Below are 14,314 nucleotides of genomic sequence, written 5' to 3' on the forward strand. Positions count from 1 at the left end.
ATATTAATAATTAAGTCGGTTAAATTTAGGGGATGCTTTCACAAGTTTTGTTAATTGCCCTATGCATAACGATTTTTTCTTTCGTGCATAAGCATAAGTGATGTCGAGACTTTTAGCAACGTCTTCCATAGATTTTATTTTAAAAGATGCTTTAAGTAAATCTTTACAGGCATCTCCTAATTGTTGAAACATCTCATTAAATAAGGCTTGTTTATTTTCGAAAATCGAAGTTTCAAAAGACAATACTTGTGCATCATCATCCTTAGATAACACCTCTTCATTAATTGTTACCTCTTTCCCCTTACTTTTCTTTAATTGATTTAACCACTTTCGTTTACAGAGCAAGAAAAAATAAGCATCAAACGGACATGTTAATTGTAGTTTCTTTTGTTTCGCTTGGTTGTATATCGTTATAATAGTTTCTTGAATAACGTCTTGAGCATCATAAGCATCTCCGCTATTCTGCTTGATATAATTAATCACCTTGGGCGCAAACTTATCATAGATCGCTTGAATAATAAAGGCATTGTTTTCGGCTAATCCATCAATATATTTTTGGTCTTCGTGTAATTTTTTATCGCTCATGAACCCTTTATTTTCAACGAATTTAAAGAAAACTTTGAAATATTGAGGTAACAAATTTCAAAAGCTTTTGATGTATTGGTAGATGGATAGAGAATCCATTTACTAATCACTAAAATTTTTAATATGAAAAATTCTATTCAAAAAATCATTATGCTACTGCTGCTGTCCTTTTACGGACTTGCACATGCACAAGGAGAGCTAACTCCCGGAGTACAAACGAGCTCCATAACTGCATCTATAAGCAGTTGGGTAAGCTCAACCTCTGACAAAAACAAAGAGCTTTATGCCTCTGCCTATTGGGTAAGTGGTGAAGATTGTGGAAATTATTTAAAAATCTACGATGGTACCACATTTGCCCCAACGTCTCCACAAATTCTCATTTCTAGTTACCACGGATTTACAAGGGTACGATTGGATCACAACAATAATGTTTACGTGATATACGTAGACCGAACTGCTCCCGGAAGTACTACATTTAGAACCTATTTAAAAAAGTATAATACTGCTGGTACATTAATTGGATCTCGAATTGAAGTCGCTAATAATACTAATGCTACCGATATTGAAGTGGCTCCTAATGGAGACGTTCTTATTGGATGTGTTGAAAGTAGTTTAGCCAAGGTTAAAGTTTTTAGAAACATGGTGTATAAAGGGTTTTTACCAATAAGTAATGTCCCTGCAATTACGAACACTAGCCCATTTTCAATTCAAATGGATATGAAAGACTCAAAATTTGTAGTTGGATATTCCATGGGTAGCATAACGTCATCACAATTACACCTTAAGCGTTTCACCTACAACCCAACCTTTAGTGCATTCTTTAATATTAATTCGTCTTCTCAATATTCTCACTATTCAGAATCTGGTAGTCGTTTTGAAAGAACCAATAATCAAATTGCATTACGCTCTAATTGGGAAGTGTTTTATAACGTAAATACATCTACATCTTACCCATTTATAGATTTTAGAGTTAAACATTTGCATTCTGGAGGTAGTAATATGTTTCAGTACTCAAATGGATTTGTAGACGTAGATATAAATAACAGGTTGTTAATTAGTAAAAACTACGGAAGTATTAATTACCCAGACTATAAAGTACAACTATTTGATACTAGTAATAGTTTATTACATGAATTTGCTATCAGTAATAAAATTAAGAATCATTTAGAAAGTATCGCTATTTATGATTGCGAGTTTGTAATTACTGGAATTGACCGAAAGCTTGGTGCTAATCCATTATTACATACATATCAAAGCTATCATCAATTATTTAACTGCCAAGATTGTAGACCAAAAATGGGAGCCACTGCAGTCGCAAAATTTAGATTTCCTAATGCAGTTAATCAATACCCTTCTAAATATGGCCCTTTAGATGTTACAGAATTATGTTTAGTTGACAATTTGTTAGTCGATGGATCTCTGAGTAGTTGTGAAAATAGCTATTATGTTGAGTTAAGTGAGTTTAACCCTTTAAGCTGGACTAACACCTTAGTATTACACTCAGCATGGGTAATGCCATTAACCCAAGCTCCTAATAATATTAATATTGTCGATTTCTTACCAGCTGGTTATCATTTAAGACCAGGGAAAATCTACAAATTCACATTAGCTGTAGGTTCACCGTGGGACTCAACAGAAATCTTTTTTGAAGTCACTTGTTGTAAACGCGATATTGTTGTGGTTGGCAATCCTTCAGAGGTAGCAGAAGTCTATAAGTACCGTTTAACTTTTGGAGAAGACCATACAGATATTAAAGATGAAGAAGCTGTTAACTTTTCAACGTTTCCTAATCCTGCCAAAGAAATTTTGACTCTAGATTTTAGCCACTTCGATTCAGAAGCAATAAAAGTGGTGAGTATTAAAAACATACAAGGCATAGAGGTTTTTTCTAAAAAAACGACATTAGAAAAGGAGACGATTTCTGTAAAACAATGGCCTACTGGCATCTACATAACGACAGTAATAATTGATGGAAAAACCTTTCAAAGGAAAATAGTTAAAAAATAATTGTCTATTCTAAACTACTGATTAATAAGCTACTTCCATCTTGAAGTAGCTTATTATTAAAAAAATCTCATAAAAAGAGGTAACAAAAATAGCTTAGAGTTTATATAAAAGCAGATAACCATAAATTCAACTATTATGAAAACAATTAAAAACATTCACATCAGAACAAGTACAAAACGCATTTTAAGTAAAAATTTATTCAGCCTTTTTGCCCTAATATTAATAACCTCAATACTTGCTACTAGCTGTAATCCTAAAGACGATGCCGATGACAGCCTACTAAATGAAGAGCTACCTACAGCTCAAGAATTTAAAAACATTAGAGACATCGCACTAGATAACCATACACAACTATTTAATTTTAATACAGATGATGGTTACATTTCATTAACCTCAGAAAATGGTGTTCAAATTAATTTAAATGCAAATTGCCTTACCGACAATGGCAACCCAGTTTCTGGGGACATAACTTTAAAATATGTTGAAATTTTTGAAAAAGGCAGTATGTTAACCACCAATAAGCCTACTATGGGAAAATTACCAAATGGTGATAAAGCCTTAATAATTACAGGGGGAGAATTCTTTATTGAAGCCACTCAAAATGGTACTATTTTAGATACAAATTGTGGCTTACAATTAATGATTCCAACAAGCTTAACAGGAGGCGCTGATCCAGACATGAGCCTTTGGACTGGAGAAATAGATGCAGATGGCAACTTACTTTGGGATGAAATTGAGGATAACACCAATGGAGATGGAGGTCTATTTTTAGAAGGTGAAAATTATTATGGGATTTTGGAAGGATTTGGCTGGACCAATGTCGATAAATTTTATAATGATCCAAGACCAAAAACAACACTTCAAGTACAACCACCAGCGGGTTACGATAATCAAAACAGTGCAGTGTATTTATCTTACGATGGCGAATTACCAGCCTTAGCACAATTAGACACTTACGATGATACTTTAAATCTTTTTAGTGAGCATTACGGACAAATACCAATTGGTTTAGAATGTCATGTTATTTTTATTTCTGAATCTGATGGAGAGTGGAGATATTCTATTAAACCAGTAACTATTGTTGCTAACGAAATTATTACGTTTTATTTAGGGGAGACCACAGTAGGAACGGAAGCTTCATTAACAGCTTTAATAAATGATTTACCATAAATCACGCTTACCTACTTAGTTTATAAAAGTCAGAAATTAATTTTTCTGACTTTTTGTGCTATCTATAAACAACCATAAATCCTTTTTACTTGATAATTAGAACCCTATTAGTTATTAATTGTTAAATTTAATCACAATAAATTCACCTCCATGAAACCTATAACTCTATTTTATTTCGTTTTTAGCTTTTCAGTTTTTAGTTTTGCACAGCAAGACATTGTAAAAGATACTACACGTAGAACAGCAAGTATTGAACATAAAAATCTTGGCAACCAAATTGAATTTAAGGCAAACGCACCAGAACTCAACCAGATTGCAGGTGCACCAAAAGCTTTTTACACTAATTTCTGGGAGTTTGGCGATGGTACATTTAGCAAAGAAAAAGAACCTAAAAAAACCTATAAAAGAAATGGAGACTACACCGTTAGGTTATGGGCAACCAATAATTACGATATCGGAAAACCACCAGTAACACGTCCTAAAAAAATAAAAGTTAATAATGCTACTGACGATTATAAAGATGAAGCTTCAATGGATAATGCTCTAAACCTTCAACGCAATAGAGAACCAATGCCAAATGAGGATATCGTCATTGTTTTAAGTTATAAAAACACCAAATCGTACACCACCAATGGAAAATTCTTTTTGTTTTACAATGAAGCGAAATACAAAGCAGACAACTTCAACCTTATTGAAACCAGACCATATCACAATGAAAAAGAAATAGAGGACGCTATTGTGTATGCCTCAAAATTTGATTCTGATGTGTATTATGCCTCAGCTGACGATAATCTACTCTCTCTAAAAGTAAAACCGCAAGACACCACAGTCCGAAAAAATCTACCTCAAACTTTAGACGATGCTAAATTCGCGTATAGAAACTCAAGTCAACTTCGATTTGACAATATGGAACCAAATGAAGAACGCCATGTGTTTTACAGCTTAAAGACTACCAAGGAAATGCTAAAAGACACTTCTGCGATTATTTCTGTTAGAGGTGTCTATGTACCAGATAACAGTTACGACAATCACCATGTAAAAGATATGGAAATGGAAATTGTAACGTCTCACGACCCTAATAAAATGTCCTCTAATGCCTCATTTCTAAATTATAGGTTAGTACGCTTTAAAAAGCCTAAATTTAAAATTAGATTTCAGAATAATGGTGAAGGTCCGGCTACAACGATTCGTTTAGAAACTGATATTCCAGATATGTTTGATAAATCGAGTATTGAAGTTTTAGACATGTATCCCAAAGTAAAAATATGTCCAAAATATGATGTTGCCTATAGTTGCCTCGACACCGCTTATACTGCAAAGCAAGCGATTTTTACATTCAAAAACATCTATCTACCCGGAAGCGAACAGAAAAATGTAAAAGCATACGATTCAACAAAAGGTTTTGTAAAATACAGATTAAAGTTCTCTGATGATTTTCATAAAAAGAAAACGAAATCGCGAACAGCCATAATCTTTGACAAAAACGAACCCATAATCACCAACTATTCTACAACACGATTTTTACCAGGTATTTCTATTGGTGTAAAAGCAGGTTACAATTCATTTGCGGATTTAAAAAATTCGGAAAGTTACTTTTTAGGAGCTACTATTTCACCTTATAAATCCCATCGTTGGTATTGGCAGGTTGAATTATTAAGCAGTATTCATAAATATGACACTAATACAGAAATAAGAGAAGAATTTATAGATGATGGCGCAGTCGGTATTCCATACACCCAACGCACAACAACAAGCAGAAGCTACAGCAATATAGATTGGGAAATCCCAGTATTAGTGCGATATAATGTGAATAATTACATCGGTTTAGGAACCGGAATTATTGGTACCGTTTCGGTAAACGAAAAACAAAAGCAATCTGTTTTAATTGAACAATTTGAAGGCCAAGGTGCCGATCTATTTCTTTTTGATAGCCGCACCACTAATGAAGAAGTCACAGAATCCTTCACTAATTTCAGAAAAGGCTTCTTAGTCGAAGCTACAGCTGGCTTTGCGCGTATTGGCCCGAGTCTTGGAGCGCGTTATGTGTTTAATTTAGAAGACGATTATAATTATTTACAACTTTATGCGATTTGGAAATTCTAGTTTAAAAACGGTTCCATAATAAATGAAAAAAGGACTCATTTTAATTTTTATGTTGGTCTTCGGAACTTGTTTTGCTCAAGATTTAGAAGAGGCTATCTATGTAGCTACTGAAACGTTTAGTCAAAACCAAACAGATGAAGGTTTAGCTGTATTACATAAAAATAGTCTTCAATTTGAAACACAACTTAGCACTAAGGACGAGTACTATGCATTTATAAATCTATTAGTTAATAAAGCGTACTATCTCGATAAAACAAATAGAAAAAAGGAAGCGATTAGAAGCTACGAAAAAGCACATCAACTTTATAATGACCACAATATTTCAACTTATGATATTGTAGAGTATTGTTTGATTCCTTTAGGTATTCTCTATCATAAAACGAATTCCTATCTAAAAGCAGAACAAATTACCACCTATTATCTTCAACTTGCCGAAAAACAAAATAACAAACAACAACAAATTTCTGGTTACATTAATTTAGCAAAGCTCTATCAATCGTTACATAAACATCAGCAAGTCATTAACATTTCGAATAAAGGCCTTAAAATTGAAGGCATAATAAAACATCAAAAACAAAACCTCAACTATATAAAAAGAAAAAGTAATCTACTTATAAAAAGCAACCAAAAGCGATTGTTTTTGGAAAATGACGTCATCTTTCCGAGGCGTGATCTTGGCACTATTGAAGACCTTCAACTCCACTACGAAACGGCTTTAAACAATGAAGATTATGAGAAAGCCTTTTCTTATTTAAATCGTTTAAGACCTCTAACAATTAACAACCTTTCCTCTGCACGAAGTAAAGCACAATTTAGTTTTCAGGAAGCACAATTAGATTTTAAACGAAACCTAAATGACAAGGCCATTGCTAAATTAAAAAATTGCTTAGCCATTTTATTACCCAATTTTGACGGCACTCAATTACCAAAAACAACTGATTTATATCCCGAAAACACCTTTATAGATGTTTTCGATTTATGGGCCGAGTTAGAAACAGAATCCGAAAACGCACTGCATTATTACGATTTAAGCTTCTATGTTTCTGACTTACTCACACAAGAAAACACCAGCCAAGAAAGCTATATTCTTAATGCAAGCATTAACAAAAGCCGTAGTGAAAAATGCATAGCCATATTATACAATATGTTTCAGCTAAAAGGGGAAAGCGACTATGCCAAACGCGCTTTTAACTACGCAGAATACACTAAAGCTTCAGCTCTAAAATGGTATACTAACAAAAAGACACTTTTAGAAAAACACCCAACCGATAGCCTTCTTTTAAAAGAACATTATTTATTAAAACAGCAACAACAATTATCTAACAGATTACTTAATAGACCTATAAATAGAGCGCAATTGCAATTATTAGATCGCGATAGTTTACAATTACAACTCATAACCACAAGGACTAAACTAAAGCAATTACAAGATTCTATTAATAAAAAATATCCTTCAAACGATTCAAAAAGCATAACTATTGCCAATCTAAAATCGAAATTAGAAATAGACAAAGCCTGTTTAATAGAATATTTTTATGGAAAAAATAACTTGTATCAATTTGTATTTACACCAAATCATATTGATTTTCAACACATAGAATTATCAGAATCCAACAAACTTAAAATTTCAACATTTATAGATTATTTTGATAATGCGTCAGTCATCAACAATGATATCTCTCAGTTTACAGATCACGCGTTTCAACTCTATGAATTTTTAAAATTGAATAAAATTAGCGCCTATGAAAATGTAGTGATTATTGCAGATGGCTTTTTAAATTTTATTCCTTTTGAAACTTTATTAACGGAACAAACGGCAACTTCTAATTATTCAAAAATGCCGTTTTTAGTGAAGAAACATCGCTTAGCTTATCATACAAGTGCTTTATTTTATACGAATACAAAACCTTATCAGTTCAAGAATTCTGCTTTGGGTGTGTTTCCTGTTTTTGATAATAGTAATTTAAAACTCACCTATTCTTTAGATGAGGCAGAACGTATAGACGATGAAATTAAAACCGAGTTTTTAATGTACAATGCGGCCACAAAAAAAGATGTGTTAGATCAAATAAACCAGTATAGTATTCTGCACCTTTCGACGCATGCTAATAGTGGTGATTTTACAACTCCGGCCAATATCGATTTTATAGATTCAAAATTATACTTACAAGAGTTGTACAATCTCGATTTAACAAATGACTTAGTGGTTTTAAGTGCATGTGAAACTGGTGTCGGAATGCTTCACAAAGGAGAAGGCAGCATGAGTTTGACTCGTGGTTTTAAATATGCAGGAGTTTCTAACTTAGTGGTTTCACTTTGGAAAATCAATGACTTATCGACCTCGCAATTAATGTCTAATTTTTACAGCGATCTCAGAAAAACCGAATCTGCTTTTTCTGCCAATCAAAACTCCAAATTAGCGTATTTAAGTAATCCTGACATTTCCAATATTAAAAAGTCACCCTATTATTGGAGTGCTTTTGTCTATTTTGGTGACTTAACGGTATCAAAACCTTCTAGCAACTACAATTTGTATGTCTATTTCATCTTAGGCTTGATAGTTGCATTCTTATGTTGGTTATTAATTTTTAAACAAAAGACATGGAAACGCTAAAAGACTTCCTCTTAAATAAAGGCTATTCTAAAATAAAATTGAAATTTACTAAAACGAATCACTTTGAAATAAAAGCCAGTATTAACGGTGTTAAAGGACGATTTATATTAGATACAGGGGCTTCAAATAGCTGTGTTGGTTTTGAAGCTATTGAGCGCTTTAATCTTAAAGTTAAAGATTCTGAAATTAAAGCTGTTGGTGCAGGTGCATCTGACATGTTGACGCAAATCTCTACGTCCAACGCTATAAAAGTTGGGAAATGGAAGAAAAACCGCATCGCTCTAATCCTATTTAATTTATCTCATGTAAATAATGGCTTAGTAAACCATAATGCAGATCCTGTGGATGGTATTATTGGGGCAGACATCTTAAAAAAAGGTAAAGGCATTATAGACTACGATAAGAAATACTTGTATTTAAAGTTATAACACCTTTCTAAGATTAAAATGGTTTCAGAAATTTTATTTGCTGAAGTTTCTTACTACCTTTAAGATTCTTAATAGCAAAGAATGAACCCCACAATCATTATTGCAGATGACCATCCCTTGGTTCTAAAAGGTCTGCACGATTTTTTAATAGAGAAAAAGTTTAATGTACTTGCGAGTGCTAAAAACGGAAAAGAAGCATTAGCGCTTATAAAAGCGCATACTCCAGATATAGCCATATTAGATATAAAGATGCCGTTCTTAACAGGCTTACAGATTGCTGAGCAATGTAAAACTGATAAACTGCCGACTAAGATTGTACTTATCACTTTCGAAAAGGACGAAAAAACATATTATGATGCCAAAGCATTAGGTGTTTACGGCTATGTTTTAAAAGAATTTGCATTAGTAGAAATTGAAAACTGTATCTCGTCTGTTATAAAAGACAAGGCATATTTTAGTCCAGAACTACTGAAGTTTTTAGAATTACACGAACTACCTGATAATTTTGACTTATTAACTAATCACGAAAAAGGAATTGTTAAGTTAATATCTCAAAATAAAACTGGAGTAGAGATTGCCGACTTGCTTTTAATTTCTCCTCGGACTGTAGAAAAACATAAAAGTAATATTATAAAAAAACTCAAATTAGAGCGAAAACAAAACAGTTTATTGATTTGGGCAAAAGAAAATTCAGCTTTTTTCGACACTTAAATCTAAAAAAAACATAAACTACGTAAAGTTACGTATAGTATGGTGTTGTTTTTTTTATGACCTTTACTTCATGTTACAAATGTAGGGGTTGTAACATAAAATTTTGCTATTAGTTAATTCTAAAAAAACCAGGATTGATTAATTCTTAGGGATTATTAGGCCTTGAACTTTTGTTCGAGGCCTTTTTTTGTGGAATAAAATCAAAAAATACGTAAAGTCACGTATAGTATTGTGTTATAATTATTTGCAACTTTACATCAGCTATTAATTGAAACCTCAAATACAAACCTTATTAACTTTGAATTGTATTATAGTTCGAAGTTTTTAAAAATACAATAAGTCCATGGAAACAATGAAAAATGAATCAACCTCAAAAAATGACAAGGTATTTATTATCTTATTAATTGTTAGTTCAATAATTGTGATATCGGCAAATATTGCTGTTAATTTCTTTAGTTAATCTTAATTAGTTTAGTTAGTTGCTCTTTGTTAGGAGCAAAAAAGCGCAATCTCAATGAAATTGCGCTTTTTTTATTTATATTTTTTTAGTCCTATAATTCTAAGGCTTTCTTTACATTATTATCCATCAATAATTCTTCTGGACTTTCTAATGCTTCTTTAATAGCAACCAAGAATCCTACAGACTCTTTACCATCGATAATTCTATGGTCGTAAGACAAAGCTACATACATCATAGGATGAATTTCAACATTACCATTTACAGCAATAGGTCGCTCAATAATATTATGCATTCCTAAAATCCCACTTTGAGGAGGGTTTATTATTGGAGTAGACAACATACTACCAAATACACCACCATTAGTAATTGTAAATGTACCACCAGTCATTTCATCAACCGTAATTTGACCATCTCTAGCTCTCAAGGCTAAACGTTTAACTTCAGATTCAATTCCTCTAAATGATAAATTCTCTGCATTTCTAATTACTGGCACCATTAATCCTTTAGGACCCGAAACGGCAATACTAATATCTACAAAATCGTAAGTCAACATTTCCTTACCATCTATCATAGAATTCACAGCCGGATACATTTTTAGTGCTCTAACAACAGCTAAAGAAAAGAAACTCATAAACCCAAGGCCTACTCCATGCTTCGCTTTAAAATCTTCTTTATACTGCTTACGCAATTCAAAGATTGGTGTCATATTAACCTCGTTAAATGTGGTTAACATTGCTGTTGTATTTTTAACTTCCACTAAACGTTCAGCTACCTTACGACGTAACATAGACATTTTGCTATGCGATGTTCCTCTATTTCCACCAGTTGGAGTTCCCATTGAAGGTACCGCTTTTACAGCATCATCTTGAGTAATCCTTCCATCTTTTCCTGTACCTGAAACAGCGCTAGCCTCTATTCCTTTTTCAGCCAATACTTTCTTAGCTGCCGGACTTGCAACTCCAGAAGCATAAGTATTTTTAGCAGGGTTTGAAGCTTTTTCCCCTGTATTTGGAGTTTGCTCTTGTTCCTTCTTTAATTCGTCCGCAACATTTTTGTCACCACCACCTTCATCACCACCTTTGTAAGTTTCAGGAGCATCCCCTCCACCTTCTGGTTTCGCTGCACTTGTATCGATTAAACAAACAACGGCACCTACTGCAACAGCATCACCTTCTTCTGCTTTAAGAGTAATAGTTCCACTAGCTTCTGCTGGTAACTCTAAAGTTGCCTTATCGCTATCCACCTCAGCAATAGCTTGGTCTTTTTCTACATAATCTCCGTCTTGCACTAACCATTCTGCAATTTCCACCTCAGTAATTGATTCGCCTGGTGAAGGCACTTTCATTTCTAAAATCATATTGTTTTATTTATAACCTATGGTCTTACGTTGTTTTTGTTTGAAGATATCCTTTTTTGATACCCTAATTTTATTATCTCTGGTTGTTTTTGGTTTTATCGAAAACAAAATCAATCACTTCTTTATGTCTTTTCTTAGAACGCACAGAACTTCCTGCTGCTGGTGCACCATAAGGCCTTCTACTTGCTGATCTAAACTGTCTAGCTTCGTCAAAATGCATTAGTAAATGACTATAAGCGCCCATATTCCTTGGTTCTTCTTGCGCCCAAACAACATCATCTGCATTTTTATACTTTTTAAGTATAGCTCTCATATCTTGAGATGGCAAAGGAAATAATTGCTCTATTCTAACTAAAGCGACATCATCTCGTTCTAGATTTTCTTGTTCCTCTAATAAATCATAATAAAACTTACCCGTAACAAAAACTAGCGTTTTTACTTTGTCTGCTTTAGCATTAGCATCATCAATTAACACCTGGAAACTACCATTTGCAAATTCATCAACAGTAGAAACTACTTTTGGATGACGTAATAAACTTTTTGGAGTAAAGACAATTAAAGGCTTCCTATAATCTGCTTTTATTTGTCTACGTAATAAATGGAACATGTTCGCTGGTGTTGTACAATCGGCAACAAACATATTGTCTTTAGCACACAATTGTAAATAACGTTCCATGCGACCAGATGAATGCTCTGCTCCCTGACCTTCATAACCGTGAGGCAATAACATTACTAATCCGTTCTGTAATTTCCATTTATCTTCTGCTGCAGAAATATATTGATCTAGCATTATTTGTGCTCCATTACTGAAATCACCAAACTGTGCTTCCCATATCGTTAATGTTTCTGGACTTGCCATGGCATAACCATAATCAAAACCAACCACACCATATTCCGATAAAAGCGAATTGTATATAAAAAACTTACCTTGTTCGTCGCTTAATTTATTGTGTAAGATAATTTCTTCCTCACTATCCTCCACTTTTACAACGGCATGACGGTGAGAAAACGTCCCACGTTCTACATCTTGCCCAGAAATACGAATATCATTACCGTCTAATAATATAGAACCATAAGCCAAGTGCTCTGCCATTGCCCAATCTAATCGATCTTCATCAAACATGGTTTGTCTCGATTCTATTAAACGCTGAATTTTTCTTATGAATTTTTTATCCTCTGGTAGATTAGATATAACCTTTGTAATTTCCTTAAGGGCTTCTTTAGGATATGTAGTATCTACAGTCTCCATCATCTTATCCTCTTGTGCCGAATTAAAATTAACCCACTCATTTTGCATAAATGGAGTAATCTCTGTTTTCTTTACCTTACGAGAATCCTCAAGTTTTTCTTCAAGCTTATCTTTGTATTCTTTTTCTATTTTAGCAACAAAGTCGTTATTAATAACTCCTTCTGCTAGTAAGCGTGCAGCATAAATATCTCTTGGATTTTTATGTTTTGCAATCGCTTTGTATAACAATGGTTGTGTAAACTTAGGTTCATCACCTTCGTTATGTCCATATTTTCTATAACCCAACATATCAATAAATACGTCGCGCTTAAATTTCATTCTAAAATGTAAAGCAAATAATGTAGCGTGTACTACTGCTTCAACATCATCCGCATTAACATGTAATACTGGAGAAAGTGTTACTTTACCAACATCTGTACAATAGGTACTAGAACGTGCATCTAAATAATTAGTAGTAAACCCAATTTGGTTATTAACTACGATATGTATCGTTCCGTTGGTTTTATAACCATCGAGTTGCGCCATTTGAACTAACTCATAAACTAAACCTTGACCCGCAATTGCAGCATCACCATGAACAATAATAGGTAGTACTTGAGATGGGTTATCAGGATATTTATCGTCTTGTTTAGCTCTAACGATTCCTTCTACAACAGCTCCAACCGTTTCTAAATGCGAAGGGTTTGGTGCTATATTTAAATTAATTTTTTTACCTGCATCACTAACACGATCGCTCGTCCAGCCTAAATGGTATTTTACATCACCATCAAAAACTTCTTGCTCGTAATCTTTACCATCAAACTCGCTAAAAATATCTTTTGCAGATTTACCGAAGATATTTGTTAATGTACTCAAACGACCACGATGTGCCATTCCCATTACAAATTCTTTTACATCATAGCCAGAAGCGTGCTCTATTAAAGCATCTAATGCTGGTATTAATGCTTCGCCTCCTTCTAAAGAAAAACGTTTTTGACCTACATATTTAGTATGTAGAAAGTTTTCGAAGGAAACTGCTTCATTCAGTTTTCTTAAAATTGTTTTCTTCTGATCTGGAGAAAACTGCGGGTGATTATCATTAACATTAAGCTTTTGCTGAATCCATTTAATTTCTTCAGGTTTTCTGATGTACATGTATTCTACACCAATAGACTCACAATACACTTTTTCTAAGTGATCGATGATAACTTGTAATGTCACAGATCCTAAATCTAAAACTTCACCAGCTGAAAATACAGTCTGTAAATCGTTTTTAGACAATCCGAAATTTTCAATTTCTAATGTAGGCGCATACTTACGTCTTGCACGTACAGGATTGGTTTTAGTAAATAAGTGACCTCTACTTCTGTAGCCATCTATAAGTTTTAGAGCCTGAAATTCTTTTTGAAGTTGTTCTGGTATTTGAGTAGAAACACCTTCTACTATTTCACCATCTAATCCATAATTTTCAGATCCGAAGTCGTAACCTTGAAAAAAGGCACGCCAACTTGGCTCTACAGAATCAGGGTTTTTTAGGTATTGGTCGTATAAATCAGCAAAATATGCTGTATGTGCCGCGTTGAGAAAGGAATATTTATCCATTTTACTTTTTGAGACGTTGTCGTTTCAACATAATTTATTCAAAAATACA

9 protein-coding genes are annotated in these 14,314 nt (G+C 33.4%); 6 read left to right on the forward strand and 3 right to left on the reverse strand.

The genetic code is table 11. The features are described from left to right. Nucleotides 1-3: 3 nt before the first annotated feature. A complete protein-coding gene (locus tag DFQ09_RS11645) occupies nucleotides 4-585 on the reverse strand; it encodes an RNA polymerase sigma factor (RefSeq protein WP_115810899.1) in 582 nt (193 codons plus the stop codon). 123 nt (nucleotides 586-708) lie between these two features. Between DFQ09_RS11645 and DFQ09_RS11650 the strand changes: the two genes are divergently transcribed. From DFQ09_RS11650 to DFQ09_RS11675, 6 genes are all read left to right on the forward strand, one after another. Next, entirely contained in the window at nucleotides 709-2,592 is a 1,884-nt protein-coding gene (locus tag DFQ09_RS11650; RefSeq protein WP_115810520.1) for a T9SS type A sorting domain-containing protein, read from the forward strand. A gap of 135 nt (nucleotides 2,593-2,727) precedes the next feature. After that, nucleotides 2,728-3,762, forward strand: coding sequence for a hypothetical protein (locus DFQ09_RS11655; protein ID WP_115810522.1), 1,035 nt, complete (start codon nucleotides 2,728-2,730; stop codon nucleotides 3,760-3,762). A 150-nt stretch (nucleotides 3,763-3,912) separates the two neighbouring features. Then, nucleotides 3,913-5,865: a PKD domain-containing protein gene (locus tag DFQ09_RS11660; RefSeq protein ID WP_115810524.1), complete on the forward strand. Its 1,953-nt coding sequence runs from the start codon at nucleotides 3,913-3,915 to the stop codon at nucleotides 5,863-5,865. A gap of 22 nt (nucleotides 5,866-5,887) precedes the next feature. Further along, nucleotides 5,888-8,479, forward strand: coding sequence for a CHAT domain-containing protein (locus DFQ09_RS11665; RefSeq protein ID WP_115810526.1), 2,592 nt, complete (start codon nucleotides 5,888-5,890; stop codon nucleotides 8,477-8,479). Beyond that, complete coding sequence (locus DFQ09_RS11670; protein ID WP_115810528.1) at nucleotides 8,467-8,907, forward strand: retropepsin-like aspartic protease; 441 nt, start codon at nucleotides 8,467-8,469, stop codon at nucleotides 8,905-8,907. Before DFQ09_RS11665 ends, DFQ09_RS11670 begins: the two co-directional genes overlap by 13 nt. 81 nt (nucleotides 8,908-8,988) lie before the next feature. Next, nucleotides 8,989-9,618 (forward strand): response regulator, encoded by a 630-nt coding sequence (locus DFQ09_RS11675; protein ID WP_115810530.1) that lies wholly within the window; start codon nucleotides 8,989-8,991, stop codon nucleotides 9,616-9,618. Between the two features lie 551 nt (nucleotides 9,619-10,169). Here DFQ09_RS11675 and odhB read toward each other — a convergent pair. Both odhB and DFQ09_RS11685 read right to left on the reverse strand, forming a co-directional pair. Then, complete coding sequence (gene odhB, locus DFQ09_RS11680) at nucleotides 10,170-11,435, reverse strand: 2-oxoglutarate dehydrogenase complex dihydrolipoyllysine-residue succinyltransferase (protein WP_115810532.1); 1,266 nt, start codon at nucleotides 11,433-11,435, stop codon at nucleotides 10,170-10,172. A gap of 73 nt (nucleotides 11,436-11,508) precedes the next feature. After that, nucleotides 11,509-14,265 (reverse strand): 2-oxoglutarate dehydrogenase E1 component, encoded by a 2,757-nt coding sequence (locus DFQ09_RS11685; RefSeq protein WP_115810534.1) that lies wholly within the window; start codon nucleotides 14,263-14,265, stop codon nucleotides 11,509-11,511. Between the last annotated feature and the right edge of the window lie 49 nt (nucleotides 14,266-14,314).

The organism is Winogradskyella pacifica (assembly GCF_003386275.1).
GTDB classification, from domain to species: Bacteria; Bacteroidota; Bacteroidia; order Flavobacteriales; family Flavobacteriaceae; genus Winogradskyella; species Winogradskyella pacifica.